The organism is Streptomyces sp. SID5643 (assembly GCF_009872555.1).
In the GTDB taxonomy this organism is placed as follows: Bacteria; Actinomycetota; Actinomycetes; order Streptomycetales; family Streptomycetaceae; genus Streptomyces; species Streptomyces iakyrus.
This window is the reverse complement of sequence record NZ_WWIC01000045.1, coordinates 17,478-36,315: the sequence shown is the minus strand read 5'-3', so window position 1 is coordinate 36,315 and position 18,838 is coordinate 17,478. Positions and strand designations below refer to the sequence as shown.

Annotated in this window: 21 protein-coding genes and 1 tRNA gene; 10 read left to right on the top strand and 12 right to left on the bottom strand. The window is 70.3% G+C overall.

Annotation, left to right across the window (positions count from 1 at the left end):
- Nucleotides 1-38: 38 nt before the first annotated feature.
- The 3 genes from GTY56_RS05405 to GTY56_RS05395 all read right to left on the bottom strand — a co-directional run bounded on the left by GTY56_RS05405 (nt 39) and on the right by GTY56_RS05395 (nt 1,997).
- Nucleotides 39-112 (bottom strand) — tRNA-Pro (locus GTY56_RS05405).
- A gap of 47 nt (nt 113-159) precedes the next feature.
- The gene (locus tag GTY56_RS05400; protein WP_161363005.1) at nt 160-930 is read right to left on the bottom strand and encodes a Pr6Pr family membrane protein; all 771 of its coding nucleotides are present in this window, start codon (nt 928-930) and stop codon (nt 160-162) included.
- A 125-nt stretch (nt 931-1,055) separates the two neighbouring features.
- Nucleotides 1,056-1,997 carry a metallophosphoesterase gene (locus GTY56_RS05395; RefSeq protein WP_161363003.1) on the bottom strand — a complete coding sequence of 314 codons (942 nt, stop codon included), beginning with the start codon at nt 1,995-1,997 and terminating at the stop codon, nt 1,056-1,058.
- Nucleotides 1,998-2,144: 147 nt separating this feature from the next.
- On the opposite strand from GTY56_RS05395, the gene GTY56_RS05390 reads away from it, so the two are divergent.
- A complete protein-coding gene (locus tag GTY56_RS05390; protein ID WP_161363001.1) occupies nt 2,145-2,609 on the top strand; it encodes a GatB/YqeY domain-containing protein in 465 nt (154 codons plus the stop codon).
- 200 nt (nt 2,610-2,809) lie between these two features.
- A complete protein-coding gene (locus GTY56_RS05385) occupies nt 2,810-3,070 on the top strand; it encodes a response regulator transcription factor (protein WP_346345421.1) in 261 nt (86 codons plus the stop codon).
- A gap of 105 nt (nt 3,071-3,175) precedes the next feature.
- Here GTY56_RS05385 and GTY56_RS05380 read toward each other — a convergent pair whose 3' ends face one another.
- The 5 genes from GTY56_RS05380 to GTY56_RS05360 form a co-directional block, all read right to left on the bottom strand.
- Nucleotides 3,176-3,613 carry a hypothetical protein gene (locus GTY56_RS05380; RefSeq protein ID WP_161362997.1) on the bottom strand — a complete coding sequence of 146 codons (438 nt, stop codon included), beginning with the start codon at nt 3,611-3,613 and terminating at the stop codon, nt 3,176-3,178.
- Between the two features lie 47 nt (nt 3,614-3,660).
- Nucleotides 3,661-4,056, bottom strand: a complete 396-nt coding sequence (locus GTY56_RS05375; protein WP_161362995.1) for a hypothetical protein — start codon at nt 4,054-4,056, stop codon at nt 3,661-3,663.
- Nucleotides 4,057-4,100: 44 nt separating this feature from the next.
- Nucleotides 4,101-4,718 (bottom strand): PASTA domain-containing protein, encoded by a 618-nt coding sequence (locus tag GTY56_RS05370; RefSeq protein WP_161362993.1) that lies wholly within the window; start codon nt 4,716-4,718, stop codon nt 4,101-4,103.
- Between the two features lie 58 nt (nt 4,719-4,776).
- Nucleotides 4,777-5,244, bottom strand: coding sequence for a transposase (locus GTY56_RS05365; RefSeq protein ID WP_161362991.1), 468 nt, complete (start codon nt 5,242-5,244; stop codon nt 4,777-4,779).
- A gap of 180 nt (nt 5,245-5,424) precedes the next feature.
- Nucleotides 5,425-7,722 (bottom strand): transglycosylase domain-containing protein, encoded by a 2,298-nt coding sequence (locus tag GTY56_RS05360; RefSeq protein ID WP_161362989.1) that lies wholly within the window; start codon nt 7,720-7,722, stop codon nt 5,425-5,427.
- Nucleotides 7,723-8,130: 408 nt separating this feature from the next.
- Between GTY56_RS05360 and wblA the strand changes: the two genes are divergently transcribed.
- Entirely contained in the window at nt 8,131-8,469 is a 339-nt protein-coding gene (wblA, locus tag GTY56_RS05350; protein WP_030846174.1) for a transcriptional regulator WblA, read from the top strand.
- A gap of 149 nt (nt 8,470-8,618) precedes the next feature.
- Here wblA and bagB read toward each other — a convergent pair whose 3' ends face one another.
- Together bagB and bagA are read right to left on the bottom strand one after the other, a co-directional pair.
- The gene (gene bagB, locus GTY56_RS05345; protein ID WP_161362988.1) at nt 8,619-10,019 is read right to left on the bottom strand and encodes an ATPase BagB; all 1,401 of its coding nucleotides are present in this window, start codon (nt 10,017-10,019) and stop codon (nt 8,619-8,621) included.
- A gap of 61 nt (nt 10,020-10,080) precedes the next feature.
- Nucleotides 10,081-11,058: an ATPase BagA gene (bagA, locus tag GTY56_RS05340; protein ID WP_161362986.1), complete on the bottom strand. Its 978-nt coding sequence runs from the start codon at nt 11,056-11,058 to the stop codon at nt 10,081-10,083.
- Between the two features lie 128 nt (nt 11,059-11,186).
- Here bagA and sp36 point away from each other — a divergent pair, with 128 nt between their 5' ends.
- The 4 genes from sp36 to GTY56_RS05320 all read left to right on the top strand — a co-directional run bounded on the left by sp36 (nt 11,187) and on the right by GTY56_RS05320 (nt 13,586).
- Entirely contained in the window at nt 11,187-11,345 is a 159-nt protein-coding gene (gene sp36, locus GTY56_RS05335; RefSeq protein WP_003991873.1) for a Sp36 family protein, read from the top strand.
- A complete protein-coding gene (locus tag GTY56_RS05330; RefSeq protein ID WP_161362984.1) occupies nt 11,345-11,806 on the top strand; it encodes an Atu1372/SO_1960 family protein in 462 nt (153 codons plus the stop codon). Before sp36 ends, GTY56_RS05330 begins: the two co-directional genes overlap by 1 nt.
- Before the next feature lie 83 nt (nt 11,807-11,889).
- Nucleotides 11,890-12,759, top strand: a complete 870-nt coding sequence (locus GTY56_RS05325; protein WP_161362982.1) for an NUDIX hydrolase — start codon at nt 11,890-11,892, stop codon at nt 12,757-12,759.
- On the top strand, nt 12,756-13,586 hold the full coding sequence (locus tag GTY56_RS05320; protein WP_161362980.1) for an MBL fold metallo-hydrolase: 831 nt from the start codon (nt 12,756-12,758) through the stop codon (nt 13,584-13,586). The genes GTY56_RS05325 and GTY56_RS05320 overlap by 4 nt, the downstream gene beginning before the upstream one ends.
- Before the next feature lie 36 nt (nt 13,587-13,622).
- Here the strand turns inward: GTY56_RS05320 and GTY56_RS05315 are convergent, their stop codons facing one another.
- Together GTY56_RS05315 and GTY56_RS05310 are read right to left on the bottom strand one after the other, a co-directional pair.
- The gene (locus GTY56_RS05315; protein WP_161362978.1) at nt 13,623-14,444 is read right to left on the bottom strand and encodes a nucleotidyltransferase domain-containing protein; all 822 of its coding nucleotides are present in this window, start codon (nt 14,442-14,444) and stop codon (nt 13,623-13,625) included.
- A 203-nt stretch (nt 14,445-14,647) separates the two neighbouring features.
- A complete protein-coding gene (locus GTY56_RS05310; protein WP_020129286.1) occupies nt 14,648-15,322 on the bottom strand; it encodes a Crp/Fnr family transcriptional regulator in 675 nt (224 codons plus the stop codon).
- Between the two features lie 335 nt (nt 15,323-15,657).
- Here GTY56_RS05310 and nth point away from each other — a divergent pair, with 335 nt between their 5' ends.
- From nth to GTY56_RS05295, 3 genes are all read left to right on the top strand, one after another.
- Nucleotides 15,658-16,737, top strand: a complete 1,080-nt coding sequence (gene nth, locus GTY56_RS05305; RefSeq protein ID WP_161362977.1) for an endonuclease III — start codon at nt 15,658-15,660, stop codon at nt 16,735-16,737.
- A gap of 148 nt (nt 16,738-16,885) precedes the next feature.
- Nucleotides 16,886-17,581 carry an NUDIX hydrolase gene (locus GTY56_RS05300; RefSeq protein ID WP_161362975.1) on the top strand — a complete coding sequence of 232 codons (696 nt, stop codon included), beginning with the start codon at nt 16,886-16,888 and terminating at the stop codon, nt 17,579-17,581.
- A 13-nt stretch (nt 17,582-17,594) separates the two neighbouring features.
- Nucleotides 17,595-18,794, top strand: coding sequence for a MarP family serine protease (locus tag GTY56_RS05295; protein WP_161362972.1), 1,200 nt, complete (start codon nt 17,595-17,597; stop codon nt 18,792-18,794).
- Nucleotides 18,795-18,838: the final 44 nt, after the last annotated feature.

Genomic DNA, 18,838 nt, shown 5'->3' with positions numbered 1-18,838 from the left:
CGAAATTTCGGAAGTGACCCTGACCTCGTATTTCACTGTCGGGGTGGCGGGATTTGAACCCACGACCTCTTCGTCCCGAACGAAGCGCGCTGCCAAGCTGCGCTACACCCCGATGTCGCTGCTGTCGCGGCGACGACGTTTACTTTAGCCCACCGGTGGCTAGAGACGAAATCCGGTTTTGCCGCGGTGGCGGAGCGGGTTCGGGCGGGCGTGGTCGAGGGCCACGAGGAGCACCGCCAGGGCGTAGAAGGACAGGCCCAGGAGGAGGGCGTTGCCGAGGACGCGCCTGAAGCCGTCCTGGCCGACGTCCAGGAAGGGGTAGAGGTAGCGGTCGGGCGTGCCCGGGAGGAGCAGCTCGCCCCGGGTGAGGCAGAAGGCCAGGTAGGCCATGGGGTAGAGGAGCCAGGTGCTGGCCTGGCGGAGGTGCATGCGGCCGGGGGACGTGAGCAGGAGCCAGTCCAGTACCGCCGCGATCGGCGTCACGGTGTGCAGCACCGCGTGGGAGAGGGTCTGCCCGCCCGTCGGGGCGGCGGCCTCGCCCGTGAGGGAGAAGGGGCTCGCCGCGCTCATCAGGAGCAGGTGGTGCACCAGGGCCGCGATGACGACGTAGAGCAGCGTCGCTCCCAGGACGGCGCCCGGCAGGGGCCGGCCGGTCGTCCACGCGCGGCGGGCCGAGAAGGCCATGACCAGGGCAAGCAGCATGTTGCTCTGGATCGTGAAGTGGCTCAGGACCCGGGACGGGTCGCCGAGGAGCAGTTCGAGCGTCACGCCCCCGGCCGCCGCGAGGGCGATCAGCAGGCGGATGGCCGCGGCCGCGGGGCGGCGGACCGGGGTGACGACGGCCGTGGCGGGCACCGGGGACGGCTTCGGTGCCGGCGGGGACGGGATCGCGGGGAGGTCCGGGATGTCCCGGGGTATCGGGGCGGTCATGCCCCCACGCTGGCAGAAGTGGACATAGGGGGCGATGCGGGCGGGGCTGTGTGGGTTACCCGGCCCCAGTCAGCCCCCAGCCTCAGTACCGACCGGCTCCGGCCGGTGCCGCCCGCCCCTCTGCGCTACCTCCGCGGGTCCTCGTCGCGCCCGACCAGCGTCAGCAACGTGGCCTCGGGCGGGCACGCGAACCGTACCGGGGTGTAGCGGTTCGTGCCGCAGCCCGCCGACACGTGCAGGTACGACGTGTTGCCCTCCGCCCTGTGCCGGGACAGGCCCTTCACCCGGTCCGTGTCCAGGTCGCAGTTGGTGACCAGGGCGCCGTAGAAGGGGATGCACAGCTGGCCGCCGTGGGTGTGGCCGGCCAGAATCAGGGGGTAGGCGTCGGCCGTGAAGGCGTCCAGGGTCCGCAGGTAGGGGGCGTGTACGACGCCCATGGAGAAGTCCGCCGCCTCGGACGGGCCGCCGGCCACCTGTGCGTAACGGTCCCGCTTGATGTGCGGGTCGTCCAGGCCCGTGAGCTCCACCGAGGCGCCCTCCAGCTTGAGTTCGCCGCGCGAGTTGGTCAGGTTGAGCCAGCCCGCCGCGTCGAAGCCGTCCCGCAGGTCCTCCCACGGGTTGTGCACCACGCCCTCGGCCGGCGCGTTGCCGTTCAGCCCGTGGCGGCCCTGGGCCTTCTCCAGCAGGTAGCGGGCGGGGTTGCGCAGCTTGGGGCCGTAGTAGTCGTTGGAGCCGAAGACGTACGCGCCCGGGAACTCCATCAGGGGGCCGAGCGCGTCCAGGACCTCGGGCACGCCCTCCGGGTCGGAGAGGTTGTCGCCCGTGTTGATCACGAAGTCGGGGCGCAGACCGGCCAGGGACCGCAGCCAGCGCTGCTTCTTGCGCTGGCCGCCGACCATGTGGATGTCGGAGACCTGGAGCACGCGCAGGGGACGCATTCCCGGGGGCAGCACCGGGACGGTGACCCGGCGCAGGCGGAACGAGCGGGCCTCGAAGCCCGCCGCGTACAACAGACCGGCGGCGCCAGCCGCCGCGATTCCCAGGGGGACTCCGTATCGCGCGCGCATACGACCATCGTGTCAGACCCCGGCAACTGCCCGTGCCCGGGCGGCGCCCGAAATCCCCTGACCGCACCGGCCCTTCGGCCGTGCCCCGCTACGTGCCCCTCGAAATGGAGGGGCGCTCCTCCTTTCGCACCTGCGACAATCGACCCCATGACCACGCTCAAGTCGAAGCTGCAGGATGACCTCAACGCTGCGATCAAGGAGCGCGACGAGCTGCGCTCCTCGACGCTCCGGCTGACGCTCGCCGCGATCACCAAGGAGGAGGTCGCGGGCAAGGAGAAGCGCGTGCTCTCCGACGACGAGGTGCAGAAGGTGATCACCCGGGAGGCCAAGAAGCGGCGTGAGGCGGCCGACGCCTTCGCGCAGGGCGGCCGTGCCGAGCAGGCCGAGCGGGAGAAGGCGGAGGGCGAGGTCCTCGCCACGTATCTGCCGCAGCAGCTGTCGGACGAGCAGCTCCATGAGATCGTCGCCCAGGCCGTCGAGGAGGCGAAGGCGGCCGGTGCCGAGGGGCCGCGGGCCATGGGCGCGGTCATGAAGATCGTGAACCCGAAGGTGGCGGGGCAGGCGGAGGGCGGCCGGGTCGCCGCCGCGGTGAAGAAGCTGCTGGCCGGCTGACCGGCCGTCGAGCAGGCCAGTACGGGGCGAGGCTTTGCGGCTTCAAAAGCCGGCAGTCGGAATTAAGCCATTTTGACCGGATGCCTTGATCAGTGACGGTCCGACGGAAAAGGCTGCGGGTTGAGCCGATCCGGTATGACTGGCGGGGCGAAAGGGGGCCGATGGAAGCGGCCAAACGGAGGGACGGAGGGTATCGCGACGTGCTGAGGCTGCTTTACCAAGGGCTCGACGACGCGACCGTTGCCCGACGGCTCGGGGTCAGTCACCGGACCGTGCAGCGTCGCGTGCAGAGGATCATGGCGGATCTCGGAGTGAGCGGCCGTTTCGCCCTGGGGGCGAAGGCGCAGGAGCTCGGGCTCATCTTCGGCATCAACCAGTCAGCGAATTCACCTGGCGGAACCGAGACGAGCGCTGCCGACCTGCATGCACAAGATCGCAGGGAGGCCGGCCGCACGGGGTAAGGGACGGCACGGGCGGGAAGCGCTGTCGGGGTATGCCGCTTTCCTCTCGAGTCTCCTCGGGAGGGCCGAGAGGAAAGCGGTTCGAAGGGCTTCAGCGAGGCACGTTCACCCGCAGTGGACGCGGTTGAGGCTCCTGCCGGCCCACAGGCCCCCGATGTCCTCGCCACCACCGAGGTCGATGCAGTGTCCGTTGGTCCGCGTCACGGTGACGGGTCCGGCGTAACGGCTGTATGCACCGGAGTCGAGCTTGGTGTTGCTGCTGCCGGATATGTTGATGCCCACTTCCATGTAGTGGGTCGTCCCGTAGTACTTCTTCGCCAGCAGCACGGCACAGTTGGTCCCGCCGTTCGCCGACGAGTAGTACAGGCGCAACTGCCCCCACACCTCGCCCGACGCGGGTGTGTTGTACGTGTCGATGAGGCTCCCGGGGCAACCGTACTCAGCGGCACTCTCGCCGACGGCGAAGGCGCCGGGGGCGGTGGCCACGCTGAGGCCGGTGATCGACAGCCCGAGGGCCGCCGCGGTTGCGAGGAATCTGCGCATGCGTCGGTCACACTCCCTTTCTGGTCCTCAGGTGCGGACGCGGTGGGTCAGGCCACACCGTGGCAATTCGTCACCACATTGGAACCGAAATCGATGCCGCCCGTGACGGTGCCGTCCCAGTTCCCGAGGAAGGCGTTGATGACGACGCTTGTTCCCTCCTTGATGTCGAGGTTGACGTCGCGGACAGCGCCGTCCGCGCCGTTCCTGTTCCAGTAGAAGTAGTGACCGTCGCCGTAGATTTCGATGCCTCCGATGGCGGAGTGCCCGTCGGCGAAGACGTCGTCGACCAGGAGATGTTCGCCGGACGCCTTGAACGTGGCCTTGGCGCCGCCGTTGTCGGAGTAGTCGGTGCAGTTCGTCTCGGCATGGGCGGTGGCCGTCATGCCGACGGTGAGCGCCGCGAAGATCGGAAGGACGGCCGCGGCACGTGCGAGCTTGCGCATGGGATTACCTCTTCTTTGTCTCGAGTGGATGCGTCGGTTTGTCGTCAGTCCTTGTGGCAGGAGGCCGCGATCACGAGCCGCGGCTCAAGGTCCGCCGAGAAGGGGGTGCCGACCGCGGGGCTCTGCCGGCAGACCTTGTATGACCAGCTACGTTCCTTGGTCACGGTTCCGCCGGTGGCGTCGACGTGTATGCGCTGCGGTGTGTATCCCGTCAGCACGAGCCGGTCGGTGGCCTTGCGGAGGTCCATGCCCACGACGTCCGGCGTCGTGTCGGCCTTCCGTTCGGCGCCGACCTTCGACGGGCATGTCTCGGAACTCCGGACCGTGAAGAGGACCACCGCGCTGAGGTTCGGTTTTTCCTTCTCGAAGCAGACCTTGAATTTCTCCGCGTGGGCCGGACTGACGTACCGGTTCAGGCGTGTCGCATCACGGAGCGAGAATCCTTTGCCCTCGTCCGCTTTTTCTTTCAGGACGACATCGAGGGGGCCCTCGGCCGGGTGGGCGGTTGATGCGGTTTCACCCTGTGCTGCAACCGGCTCTCCGCGTTTTTCGTCGGCTGCGCCCGAGCTGCACGCAGTGATACCGGCCAGAACTGTCAGAGCGGCTGCGGCACCTGTCAAGAAGCTGCGTACTCGCCGCTCGGAGGTGTTCTGGAACCTCATGAATCCACTCCCCCCTCATGCGCCTGATGATCAAAGGAACACCAGTTCAATTGGGGAGTCAAGGGTTCCGGTTTTGCCCGGATTGGGTCATTGCTGAATGATTCTGTGCCTTCGTGGCCGTCTCGCGTGGTGCCCTTCGGCGGGCCGTGGGGGGCACCTTCCCGGCCCGCCACCCCGCGGCCTTCACGATCACGGCGGCCCACCCGGACTCGCCCGGGCCGGCGAGCCCGTCACACACCGCGACTTGGTGCAGCCGTCGCCACACGCCGGCCTCCGTCCAGGCGGTGAAGCGGCGGTGCGCGGTCGCCGGTGAGACCTCGAGCCAGGGCGGCAGCATTCGCCAGGGACAACCGCTGGTCAGCACGTACACCACTGCGGTGAACACCATGCGCTCGTCGGCGGGCGCAGTGCCCCCTCCCTGCCGACGCGGCGTGAACGGTGGCAGCAGCGGCTCCGTCAGGGCCCACAGCTCGTCGGTGACCAGTCGGTGGGCAAGATCGCCAGTCATGCCGACCATCGTCGTCATCACCACATGAGACAACGGGGTGCTCGACGCGGATTGTCGTAATTACGCCAGGGACGATCTGGTGGCCCGGCCAAGGTGCCGAAGTGCGGACCGGGTCCGAGGGCCCTCAAGCGAGGAGGCGGACCGGTGCCGGGCTTCACCCCACCGGCCCGCGCCCGCACTGTGCGGTGTCGGGCCGGATCAGCCGAACCGGCCGCCGTTGCCGTTGCCGCCGCCGTTGCTCTGGCCCCGGAAGAAGCCCTCCGGGATGGAGAACGAGGGCGTCGGGAACGGCTCGCCGCCGCCTCCGCCGTTGTTGTTGCCGCCGACCAGGCCGCCGATGAAGCCGTCGTCTCCGTTGCCACCGTCGTCACGGCCGCCGCCACCGTCCCCGTCCCCGTCACCGCGGTCCCGCGGCTTGCTGTCGGGGATGTGGACGGTGTTGAAGTCCTCGACGGGCTTGCCCTCCAGCGCGCCGGACATCATGTCGCCCCAGATCGGGCCGGGGACCTCGCCACCGAAGACCTTGCCGTACGACCGGCCGCCGATGGTGATGCCGACCATCTTCCGCTTGTGCGTGGGGTCGCCGACCCAGACCGCGCCGGCCATGTTCGGCGTGTAGCCCACGAACCAGGCCGCGTAGCGCTCGTCGGTCGTACCGGTCTTACCGGCACTGGGGCGGCTGCCGAGGCCGGCCTTCTTGCCCGTGCCGTCCTCGACCACGCCCTTCAGCAGCGTGTTGATGGTGTCCGCGGTGTTCTCCGACATCGCGCGCGAGCAGGTCGACTTCGGCACCTCCAGCGACGACGTCTTGTCACCGACGCGCCGGCTGACCGACTCGATGGCGACCGGCGTGCAGTACATGCCGCGCGAGGCGAAGGTCGCGTACGCGTTCGCCATGGTCAGCGGGGACATCTCCTGGGTGCCGAGGGCGATGGAGGGCACCTGGGGCATCTTGTCGCCGTCGGCCCGCACGACGCCCATCTTCTTCGCCATCGTCGTCACCGGGCAGATGCCGATGTCGCTGATCATCTGCACGTAGTAGGTGTTGACCGACTTGGCGGTCGCCTCCCGCATGTCGTACGGGCCGACCTCGGAGGAGTTCTCGTTCTCCAGCTTGGCCGGATCGCTGCGGTCGTTCACCCACCGCTTGCCGCCACAGGCCGAAACCGGGCTCGGGTAGGCCATCTGGTACGGCGAGGAGTACACCTTGTTCGCCGGCATGCCGTCTTCGAGGGCAGCGGCGGCCACGATCGGCTTGAACGTCGAACCGGGCTGGTAGCCCATGCCGCCGCCCATGTCGCCGTCGACGGACAGGTTGAGGGTCGTCTCGCCCTCCTTGATGTCGACGCCGTACGGACGCGACTGGCCCATGGCGAGGACCTTGCCGGTGCCCGGCTGGACGAGGGAGACGGCCGTGGCGACCTCGTCGCTCTTGTAGACGTGCTCCTTGATGGACCGCTGCGCCGCGTTCTGGGCCTGCGGGTCCAAGGTCGTGCGGATGGTGAGACCGCCCTGGTTCCAGATCTTCGCGCGCTGCTCCTTGGTCTTGCCGAAGACCGGGTCGGTCAGGAAGACCTCGCGCACGTAGTCACAGAAGAAGCCCGCGCCCTTGACCGCCGTGATGCAGCCGTTCTTGGGCTTGCTGACCTTCAGGCCGAGCGGTGCCTTCATCGCGTCGGCGGCCTGTGCCCGGGAGATGTCACCGACGGCCGCCATGCGCTGCAACACGGTGTTGCGGCGCTTGGTGGCCTCCGTTTCGTCGTTGACCGGGTCGTACCGGCTGGGCGACTGGACGATGCCGGCGAGCAGGGCCGCCTGCTCCAGGCCGAGGTCCTTGGCGGACGTGGAGAAGTAGCGCTGGGCCGCGGCCTCGACGCCGTAGGCCTGCTGGCCGAAGAACGTGATGTTCAGGTAGTTCTCGAGGATCTTCTTCTTGCCCAGCTCCTCCTCGACCTGGATCGCGTACTTGAGCTCGCGGATCTTGCGGCCGATGGTCTGCTGGGTGGCCTGCGCGACCTTGGTCGGGTCGTTGCCCGCCTCCTCGACGAAGACGTTCTTCACGTACTGCTGCGTCAGGGTGGAGGCGCCCTCGGAGACCCCGCCGGTCTGCGCGTTCTTGTTGAGGGCGCGCAGGACGCCCTTCAGGTCGACCGCGCCGTGCTGGTAGAAGCGCGAGTCCTCGATCGCGACGATCGCCTTCTGCATGTACGGCGAGATGTCCTTGAGGGGGACCACCGTGCGGTCGCGCGAGTAGACCGTGGCGATCTGACCGCCGTCGGCGTCGAGGATCGTGGTGCGCTGACTCAGCGGTGGAGTCTTCATGTTGGCCGGGAGCTCGTCGAAGCTCTCGACCGACCCCTTGGCCGCAAGTCCCAGCGCGCCCACCGCCGGGAGCGCGATGCCGGCCAGGACGGCTCCCGCGAGGACACTGACACCGAGGAACTTGGCGGCCTGCTGCGTGGGAGACAGACCACCGCCCGAGCGCTTGTTTGGCATGAGGGCAGCCTACGTTCTCATTCGCCGGACAGGCGTATAGGCCTTGGCCTAAGCTGCTCTCAACTGTCACAGCAGTGAGGTCACGTATCAATACGTCCGACGACCCCGAATCGTTCTGGGTGTTCCCCAACTTTTTTGATGGGGCCGTGTCCGAATCCGCCTTGTGTGTCATACGGCGTCCGTTGTGACGCAGCTGAACTGTCCCGGTTTGCCGGGAAAGTTACGTATGCCGCCAGCTCACTCCCCCGGGTGATCTGCCGCTTACCCATAGTCCGTTCGGGCCATTCAAGATTGGGCCCGAAGGGGGTGTTGCGCTGTGCCCACCTTCCGTAACGTCCTCAACTGGCGGCGGTGAATATGCCGCTGCCGCCGTGGGGGAGCCTCGATTCGGGAGAGGACGGCGCCGGTATGGGCTGGGTAGTCGACTGGAGTGCGCAGGCGGCCTGCCGCACTACCGATCCGGATGAACTGTTCGTTCAAGGAGCAGCGCAGAACAGGGCCAAGGCGGTGTGCACCGGATGCCCGGTGCGCACGGAGTGCCTGGCCGACGCGCTCGACAACCGCGTCGAGTTCGGTGTGTGGGGAGGCATGACGGAGCGGGAGCGCCGCGCACTGCTGCGCAGGCGTCCCACGGTGACCTCCTGGCGCCGGCTGCTGGAGACGGCGCGCACGGAGTACGAGCGGGGGTGCGGTGTGCTGCCCCTGGACGACGACGAGATCTACGAGAACTACGCGGCGGTGAGCTGAGGAGTCCCGCTCGGGAACTCCCAGGTCCAGGTCTGAGGGCCCTGACCGGGCCCTTCGCCATCACCTTCGCCATCACCTGCGAGCCCTTGGGCCTGGTCGGCTTGGTCTTTGGCCGCGGCTCAGGCGTCCTGCGCCCTCGCCGGGTTGCCTCAGGCAGTAGCCTCGGGCGGTTCCGGCTGGTCGGCGGGGTCGGGCAGCTCGCGCTCGTCGGCCGCGAGCCGGTCGCCGATGGTGCGCAGTCCCGCGAGGTCGTGCACGTCGCCGGGCAGCGCGGCCACTTCCGTCACGGCCACCTCCGGGTGCAGCGCGGTGAAGCGGTCACGCGTGCGCTGCTCACGGGAGAGCAGTTGCATGCGATCGGCGTGCAACCTCAGCAGGCCTGCCGTGAGCTGGTCGACGGACCGTTCGGGGTCCTCGGCGTGCTCGGCGTGCTCGGTGTTCTCGGCGTCTTCGGTGGGGGAGCCACCCTCGGGAGCCGATGCCGGAGCCCCGGCTGGGGTTCCGGGCGTGGGAGAGTCGGAACTGTCGTGTGCGTCGGGGGAGTTACGAAGTACTGCTTTCCCGCCCTCCTGATCCACAATGCGGGGCTCTTCAAGATTTTCCGCGGCGGCGAGCGCCCGCTCGGCCGACAGCAGGCCGGCGCCGCTGCCGTGCACCCGGTTGAGCACCAGGCCGGCGAGCGGCATGTCCTCCGCCGCCAGGCGTTCCACGAAGTACGCGGCCTCGCGCAGCGCGTCCCGCTCCGGCGCCGCGACCACGAGGAACGCCGTACCGGGCGCCTGGAGCAGCTTGTACGTCGCGTCGGCGCGGGTGCGGAAGCCGCCGAAGGTCGTGTCCATCGCGGACACGAACGTCTGGACGTCCTTGAGGAGCTGACCGCCGAGCAGCTTGCCGAGGGTGCCGGTCATCATCGACATCCCGACGTTCAGGAACTTCATCCCGGCCCGGCCGCCCAGCTTCGCGGGTGCCGTCAGCAGCCGGATCAGCCGGCCGTCCAGGAACGAGCCCAGCCGCTTGGGCGCGTCCAGGAAGTCCAGCGCCGAGCGGGACGGCGGGGTGTCCACGACGATCAGGTCCCACTCGTCCCGGGCGCGCAGCTGCCCGAGCTTCTCCATCGCCATGTACTCCTGCGTGCCCGCGAAGCCCGCCGAGAGCGACTGGTAGAAGGGGTTGCCCAGGATGGCGGCCGCCCGCTCGCGGTCCGCGTGCGCCTCGACGATCTCGTCGAAGGTGCGCTTCATGTCGAGCATCATCGCGTGCAGCTCGCCGCCCGCGGAGTCGTCGATGCCCTTCACCCGGCGCGGGGTGTTGTCCAGTGAGTCGATGCCCATGGACTGGGCGAGCCGGCGAGCCGGGTCGATGGTCAGGACGACCACCTTGCGGCCCCGCTCGGCGGCGCGCAGGCCCAGAGCCGCCGCGGTCGTCGTCTTGCCGACCCCGCCGGAGCCGCAGCAGACGATGATCCTGGTCCTCGGATCCTCCAGCAGCGGATCGACGTCGAGCAGACGCGCCGGCGACAGATGGTGGTGGGCCGGGTCCGGACGACTCATGACATCCCCTGCTTCCGACTCATCATGACCCGCCTTGCGGGCCTTGCCTGTCCGTCCTGGCTCATGACACGCCCTGCTCACGCAGCTCACGGGCCAGCTCGTACAGCCCCGCCAGATCCATGCCCTCGGCGAACAGCGGCAGTTCGTGCAGCGGCAGGCCCAGCTCGGCCAGGACCGCGCGCTGCTCGTGCTCCAGCGTGTACCGCTCGGCGTACTCCTCGGCCTGCGCGAGCAGCGGGTCCACCAGCCGCTCGGCGTGCCCGCCGCGCCGCGCCCCGCCGAGCCCCGCGGACGACAGGGACCGCGCGACAGTGGAACGCGGAACCGCCCGCAGGAGTTCCAGGTCGGTCTCGTCCAACACCTCCGGCCGGACCATGTTCACGATGATCCGCCCCACCGGCAGCCGGGCCGACCGCAGCTCGGCGATGCCGTCCACGGTCTCCTGGACGGGCATCTCCTCCAGCAGCGTCACCAGGTGCACGGCCGTCTGGGGCGACTTCAGCACCCGCATCACGGCCTGCGCCTGATTGTGTATCGGGCCGATCTTGGCGAGGCCCGCGACCTCGTCGTTCACGTTCAGGAAGCGCGTGATCCGCCCGGTCGGCGGGGCGTCCATGACGACGTAGTCGTAGGCGAACCGACCGCTGCGCTCCTTGCGGCGCACGGCCTCGCACGCCTTGCCGGTCAGGAGGACGTCCCTGAGGCCGGGCGCGATGGTGGTGGCGAAGTCGATCGCGCCGAGCTTCTTCAGGGCCCGCCCTGCGCTGCCCAGCTTGTAGAACATCTGGAGGTAGTCCAGAAGGGCCAGTTCGGGGTCGATGGCGAGGGCATACACCTCCCCGCCCCCGGGTGCTACCGCGATTTTCCGTTCCTCGTAAGGCAGCGCTTCCGTTTCGAAGAGCTGCGCGATGCCCTGACGGCCCTCGACCTCGACGAGAAGCGTCCGCTTCCCCTCCGTGGCCAGGGCCAGCGCTAGGGCCGCGGCCACCGTGGTCTTGCCGGTACCGCCCTTGCCGCTGACGACCTGGAGCCTGCTCACGTATTCGAGCCTAACCAGTTCGTGCCCGGGCTACGCGGGAGGCTGTGGACAACGTGGGCCGCGCCCTGTGGACGACCGGGGTGCGGCCGGCCGCGTGACCCCCTTCGCCAGCGGCTAGAGTCGGCCGCATGACCAAGTGGGAATACGCAACCGTGCCGCTGCTCGTCCACGCCACGAAGCAGATTCTGGACACCTGGGGCGAGGACGGCTGGGAGCTCGTCCAGGTCGTGCCCGGGCCGAACAACCCCGAGCAGCTCGTCGCCTACCTGAAGCGGGAGAAGCAGTAGTGGGCGCCGTCGAGGCGAAGCTGGCCGAGCTCGGCCTGAGCCTGCCCGACGTGGTCCCGCCGCTCGCCGCGTACCAGCCGGCCGTGCAGTCCGGGCCGTACGTCTACACCGCCGGGCAGCTCCCGATGGTGGACGGCAAGCTTCCGGTCACCGGCAAGGTCGGCGCCGAGGTCACCCCGGAGGAGGCCAAGGAGCTGGCCCGCACGTGTGCGCTGAACGCCCTGGCCGCCGTGAAGTCCGTCGCCGGTGACCTGGACCGCATCGTGCGCGTGGTGAAGGTCGTCGGCTTCGTGGCCTCGGCCTCGGACTTCACGGGCCAGCCCGCGGTGCTGAACGGCGCGAGCGAGCTGCTCGGCGAGGTCCTCGGCGACAAGGGCGTGCACGCGCGCAGCGCGGTGGGCGTGGCGGTGCTGCCGCTGGACGCGCCGGTCGAGGTCGAGATCCAGGTGGAGCTCGCGTAGCACCCTCTTCGGTGGCCCCAGCTGCGGAATCCCTCCCCGGGGGCCACTCGAACATCCGCCCGCCACGGGATAGCCTCGCGCCCATGGCGAACGGTCAGTGGTACCCCCCGGAGTGGCCGGACCGCATCCGCGCACTCGCGGCCGGCACCCTCACCCCGGTGGCCCCGAAGCGCGCGGCCACCGTCATGCTCCTGAAGGACACCGGCAGCGGCACGGCCGTCCACATGCTGCGCAGACGCGCCTCCATGGCCTTCGCCGGAGGCGCGTACGCGTATCCGGGCGGCGGTGTCGATCCGCGCGACGACGACCACCACGTCCGCTGGGCGGGCCCCACGCGCGCGTGGTGGGCGGACCGGCTCGGCGTCGACGAGACGGCGGCCCAGGCGATCGTGTGCGCGGCCGTACGCGAGACGTACGAGGAGGCGGGCGTGCTGCTCGCCGGGCCGGCCGCCGATGCGGTCGTCGGTGACACCACGGGTGCCGACTGGGAGGCCGACCGGGCCGCCCTGGTCGCCCGGGACCTGTCCTTCGCGGAGTTCCTGGACCGCCGCGGCCTGGTCCTGCGCTCCGACCTGCTCGGTGCCTGGACCCGCTGGATCACCCCGGAGTTCGAGTCCCGCCGCTACGACACCTGGTTCTTCGTGGCCGCGCTCCCCGAGGGGCAGCGCACCCGCAACGCCTCCACGGAGGCCGACCGCACGGTGTGGATCGCCCCGAGCGAGGCGGCGGCCGGGTACGACAGGGGCGAGCTGCTGATGATGCCGCCGACGATCGCGACCCTGCGCCAGCTGACGGCGTACGGGACGGCCGCCGGGGCACTCGAAGCCGCCCCGGGGCGTGACCTCACGCCCGTCCTGGCCACCGCCCGCCTGGTGGACGGGGAGATCGTGCTCTCCTGGCCGGGCCACGACGAGTTCACCAAGCACATCGCGACCGGTGGAGCCACCGCATGACGGACGCAGCCGCCCTTCCCGGCCAGCCCCGCGGCGGGGTCCTCTCCGGGCCCGCCACCGCGCGGGCCGTGAACGTGCTGGCCCCCAACGCCTCGGCGATGACCCTGGACGGCACGAACACCTGGATCCTCTCCGAGCCCGGCTCGGACCTGGCCGTGGTGGTCGACCCGGGTCCGCTGGACGACGGGCACCTGCGCCGGGTCGTCGCCACGGCCGAGCAGGCCGGCAAGCGCGTCGCGCTGACCCTGCTGACCCACGGCCACCCCGACCACGCGGAGGGCGCCGCCCGGTTCGCGGAACTGACCGGCACGCGCGTGCGTGCCCTGGACCCGGCACTGCGGCTGGGGGAGGAGGGCCTGGCCGCCGGTGACGTCATCACCACCGGCGGACTGGAACTGCGCGTCGTACCGACCCCCGGCCACACCTCCGACTCCCTCTGTTTCCACCTCCCGGCCGACCGGGCGGTCCTCACCGGCGACACGGTCCTCGGCCGCGGCACGACGGTCGTGGCCCACCCCGACGGACGTCTCGGCGACTACCTGGACTCCCTGCGCCGCCTGCGTTCCCTCACGGTCGACGACGGCGTCCACACGGTCCTGCCGGGCCACGGCCCCGTCCTCGACGACGCCCAGGGTGTCGTCGAGTACTACCTCGCCCACCGCGCCACCCGCCTCGCCCAGGTGGAGACGGCCGTGGAGGACGGCTACCGCACTCCGCCCATGGTCGTGGCCCACGTCTACGCGGACGTGGACCGCTCCCTGTGGCCGGCCGCGGAACTGTCGGTGCGGGCGCAGATGGACTATCTGGAGGAACACGGGCTCATCTAGGGCCCCGCACGGTCGCCGTACCGGGAGCCCGTGTCCTCAGGGGCGCGGGGCTTTGACGCCGTGCACGCGCGCGTACTCCGCGGCGAGCCAGGGTCCGAGATCGCCTGCGTACGCCGCGAGCACGGCGGCGTCCCCGGCCGGTTCCCGCCCCAGGACGGCCGCGGCCCGCAGCTGTGCGGCGCGCTCGGGGTAGAACCCGGCGAAGGCCTCGGCCATCTCGTGCAGATCGCTGGTCCAGCCGTGCCAGCGGGGCATGACGAGTGTGAAGCCCGTACGGACCAGGTGCCGGGACATGAAGCGCACGAGGGGCCGGCGGGCCTCCTCCGTGTCGTCCGCCTCGGCGATCCGCCGGCGCCAGTGCGGCAGGAGCCGGGCCAGATCGCCGTTGGTCTCGCGGGCCAGCAGGGAGTCGGGGCGGTAGCGCGGCAGGTACGCGGCCAGGTCCTCGCCCAGCAGCGGTGTGCACAGGCAGGCGACGAACCACCCCAGGTCGTACCTCTCCAGGTCGCTCAGCAGCCGCGCCCGGCTGAACAGCAGGGTGCCGTGCCCGTCGATCTGCCCGAACTCCTCGTCCAGGGCCGCGCCGAGCGCCCGGGCGGCGTCCCGGTCGGCCCCGGTCGGTTCCTGGTGCAGGGCGAGCAGCAGGTCGAGGTCGCTGCGGCCCACGCGCGCGGTGCCGCGCGGTATCGACCCGTAGAGGTATGCGCTGTGCAGCCGGTGCCCGAACACGTCGGTCAGCCGGTCGCGTGTCGCGGTGACCACCGGACGGAAGGCCGGGGGCACGCGCGCGAGGGAGCCCTCCCGGGCGAGGAAGCCCCGTGCGTCGAGCCCAGGGCGGCGGACGGCGTCACCGGTCATGCGCCCACGGTGCCGCGCGCGGCACCGCCTATGGCGCGTTTTCCGCTTCCTTGACGACTTCCTTGGCGACGTCGGGTTCCTTGGCGACGTTGTTCCTTGGCGACGGCGGGTTCCTTGGCCGGGTTCCTTGACGACGCCGGGCCCCGTCTCGTGAGGAGACGAGGCCCGATGACGTACGGCCAGGTGTGCGGTCGGGTGTGCGGTCAGCGTGAGCGCTTGGCGAGGCGTTCCACGTCCAGGAGGATCACCGCACGGGCCTCCAGGCGCAGCCAGCCGCGCTGGGCGAAGTCCGCGAGGGCCTTGTTGACCGTCTCGCGGGACGCGCCGACCAGCTGGGCCAGCTCTTCCTGCGTGAGGTCGTGCACGACGTGGATGCCCTCCTCGGACTGCACGCCGAACCGGCGCGACAGGTCGAGCAGGGCGCGGGCGACGCGGCCCGGGACGTCCGAGAAGACGAGGTCGGACATGGCGTCGTTGGTCTTGCGCAGCCGGCGCGCGACGGCCCGCAGGAGCGCCGTGGCCACCTCGGGCCGGGCGTTCAGCCAGGGCTGGAGGTCGCCGTGCCCGAGACCGAGCAGCTTGACCTCGGTCAGTGCCGTGGCGGTCGCGGTGCGCGGGCCCGGGTCGAACAGCGACAGCTCGCCGATGAGCTCGCTGGGGCCGACCACGGCCAGCATGTTCTCGCGGCCGTCGGGGGACGTGCGGTGGAGCTTCACCTTGCCCTCCGTGACCACGTACAGGCGGTCTCCGGGGTCGCCCTCATGGAACAGCGAGTCACCGCGGGCGAGGGTCACCTCACTCATGGAGGCGCGGAGCTCCGCGGCCTGCTCGTCATCGAGCGCCGCGAAGAGCGGATTGCGCCGCAGAACGTCGTCCACGAGTTCTCTCCTTGTCGACCTGCTCAGGGGATCTTGCTCCCCCGTGTACCGAGGGACCGTGGTGCCCATTTTGTCGGGCGGTCCAAACAGTGTGATCTGTCACAAGGATGCCGCACACGTGTCCCGGGGTACGCGGCAGGGGTCCAATTGGGCGCCGATCTTCAGGGGCCGGGGCGGATGTCGGTGCCGGGCCTTAGGCTGGCCGGGTGTCCAAATCGCCGGTGAGAGCACAGGCCGAGGGGGCTGCGCGGGTGGTTGTACGTCGCGATTCCGCTGTGGGCGAACAGGGCCCCGATGGCGGTAGGAAAACGGCGAAACAGAACAAGACGGAGCCGGTGAAGAAGGCCGCGTCAGCGAAGAAGGCCGCGTCCGCGAAGAAGGCCGCGTCCGCGAAGAAGGCTGCTTCCAAGGCGGGTGCTTCGAAGTCGACCGCCTCGAAGGCGAGTGGTTCGAAGACGTCCGCCTCGAAGGCGAGTGGTTCGAAGGCGAGTGCCGCGAAGGCGTCCGCTGCCGAGAAGGCCGCGAAGGGCGCTGCCGTGAAGAAGGCGCCCGCGGCCAAGAAGGTCGCGGTCGCGCCCAAGAAGGCCACCGCCCGCCTCAAGGGCACTGCCCCCGCCAAGGCCGTCGTCCACCCGCAGGGCGACGAGTCGCCCACCGCCCTGGTCCGCCGGGCCCGCCGTATCAACCGCGAGCTCGCCGAGGTCTTTCCGTACGCGCACCCCGAGCTGGACTTCGAGAACCCGTTCCAACTGGTCGTCGCCACGGTCCTGTCCGCCCAGACGACCGACCTGCGCGTCAACCAGACGACACCCTCCCTCTTCGCGAAGTACCCGACCCCGGAGGACCTGGCCGCCGCCAACCCCGAGGAGGTGGAGGAGATCCTCCGCCCGTGCGGCTTCTTCCGGGCCAAGACGAAGTCGGTCATAGGGCTGTCGAAGGCACTGGTGGAGGAGTTCGGCGGGGAGGTGCCCGGCCGTCTCGAGGACCTGGTCAAGCTGCCCGGAGTCGGCCGCAAGACCGCGTTCGTCGTGCTGGGCAACGCCTTCGGCCGCCCCGGCATCACCGTCGACACGCACTTCCAGCGCCTGGTGCGCCGCTGGCGGTGGACCGCCGAGACCGATCCGGACAAGATCGAGGCCGCCGTCGGCGCGCTCTTCCCGAAGAGCGACTGGACGGACCTCTCGCACCACGTGATCTGGCACGGACGCCGCATCTGCCACGCCCGCAAGCCCGCCTGCGGCGCCTGCCCGATCGCCCCGCTCTGCCCGGCGTACGGCGAGGGCGAGACCGACCCGGAGAAGGCGAAGAAGCTCCTCAAGTACGAGAAGGGCGGCTTCCCCGGCCAGCGTCTGAAGCCGCCGCAGGCCTACCTGGACGCGGGCGGCACACCGGCGCCGCCCCTGGGGGCCGGATGAGCCGCCCGGCACATGCGGCCCGCCGCCCGAGCGGTCAGGCGCGCCTCCCCGAGAGCCTGACGCGCCGCCCGTTCAGGGGATCCCGGGCACTCGCGGAACGATCTCGGGACCGTCGCGCGTTGGATGCGTCAGGACGACGGGGGTGGCGATGACGCGCGCGAGCGACACACAGGACGGCCCGGTAGTGCTGAGCAAGGACGGGCTGCCCGGCTGGCTGGACCCTGTGGTGCACGCCGTGGAGACCGTTCGGCCGGCGCAGCTGAGCCGCTTCCTGCCGCCGGAGGACGGCGCCGGGCGGCAGTCCGCCGTGCTGGTCCTGTTCGGTGAGGGCACGCGGGGGCCGGAGCTGCTGCTCATGGAGCGCGCGAGCTCCCTGCGCTCGCACGCCGGTCAGCCCTCCTTCCCGGGCGGCGCCCTCGACCCGGAGGACGGCGACCCGTCCGGTGACGGCCCGCTGCGGGCCGCCCTGCGCGAGGCGGAGGAGGAGACCGGCCTCGATCCCTCCGGCGTGCAGCTCTTCGGCGTCCTGCCCCGGCTCTACATCCCGGTCAGCGGTTTCGTCGTCACTCCGGTTCTGGGCTGGTGGCGGGAGCCGAGCCCGGTCGGGGTCGTCGATCCGAACGAGACCGCCAGGGTCTTCACCGTCCCCGTGGTGGATCTCACGGATCCCGCGAACCGGGCGACCACCGTCCACCCCAGCGGCCACCGAGGTCCGGCATTTCTGGTCGAATCAGCCCTTGTCTGGGGTTTCACGGCCGGAATCATCGACCGGCTGCTGCACTTCGCGGGCTGGGAGCGGCCCTGGGACCACGACAAGCAGGTCCCGCTCGACTGGCGCGCATGACAGGGTGGCCTCCGTGAACGTGCTGGACATCTTGTTGCTGGTCGCCGCCGTGTGGTTCGCGGTCGTGGGGTACCGCCAGGGGTTCGTCGTCGGCATCCTGTCGGTGATCGGCTTCCTGGGCGGCGGCCTCGTCGCGGTGTACGTGCTGCCCGTCATCTGGGACGCCCTGACGGACAACGCGGAGGTGAGCACGACCGCCGCCGTCGTCGCGGTCGTCGTCGTCATCGTCTGCGCCTCCGTCGGACAGGCCCTCACCACCCACCTCGGCAACAAGCTGCGCCGGCACATCACCTGGTCCCCGGCCCGGGCCCTGGACGCCACGGGCGGTGCCCTCGTCAACGTCGTGGCGATGCTCCTGGTCGCCTGGCTGATCGGCTCGGCCCTCGCGGGCACGACGCTGCCCACCCTCGGCAAGGAGGTCCGCAACTCCAAAGTGCTGCTGGGCGTCTCGCAGGCCCTGCCGGACCAAGCGGCCACCTGGTTCGCGGACTTCTCCTCCGTCCTCGCGCAGAACGGCTTCCCCCAGGTCTTCAGCCCGTTCGCGAACGAGCCGATCACCGACGTCCAGCCGCCCGACCCGGCCCTGGCGAACAGCCCGGTGGCGACCCGCGCCCAGCGTTCCATCGTCAAGGTCATGGGCACGGCCCCGAGCTGCGGCAAGGTCCTGGAGGGCACCGGCTTCGTCTTCTCCGACCGCCGCGTCATGACCAACGCGCACGTGGTGGGCGGAGTCGACGAGCCGACCGTGCAGATAGGCGGCGAGGGCAGGAAGTACGACGCCAAGGTCGTGCTCTACGACTGGCGGCGCGACATCGCCGTCCTCGACGTGCCTGATCTCAAGGCGCCCGTACTGCGGTTCACCGACAAGGACGCGGGCAGCGGCGACGGCGCGATCGTCGCGGGCTTCCCGGAGAACGGGGCGTACGACGTGCGGGCGGCACGCGTGCGGGGCCGCATCTCGGCCAACGGCCCGGACATCTACCACCGCGGCACGGTCCGCCGCGACGTCTACTCCCTGTTCGCCAACGTCCGCCAGGGCAACTCCGGCGGCCCGCTGCTCACCCCCGACGGCAAGGTCTACGGCGTGGTGTTCGCCAAGTCCCTCGACGACGCCAAGACCGGGTACGCGCTGACCGTGGACGAGATCCAGGACGACATCACCAAGGGCCGCACCGCCAACCAGCAGGTGGGCAGCGACAGCTGCGCGCTCTAGGCGCGGTGCCGAGGAGACGGGCGTCGGGGCGGCAGGTGTCGGGG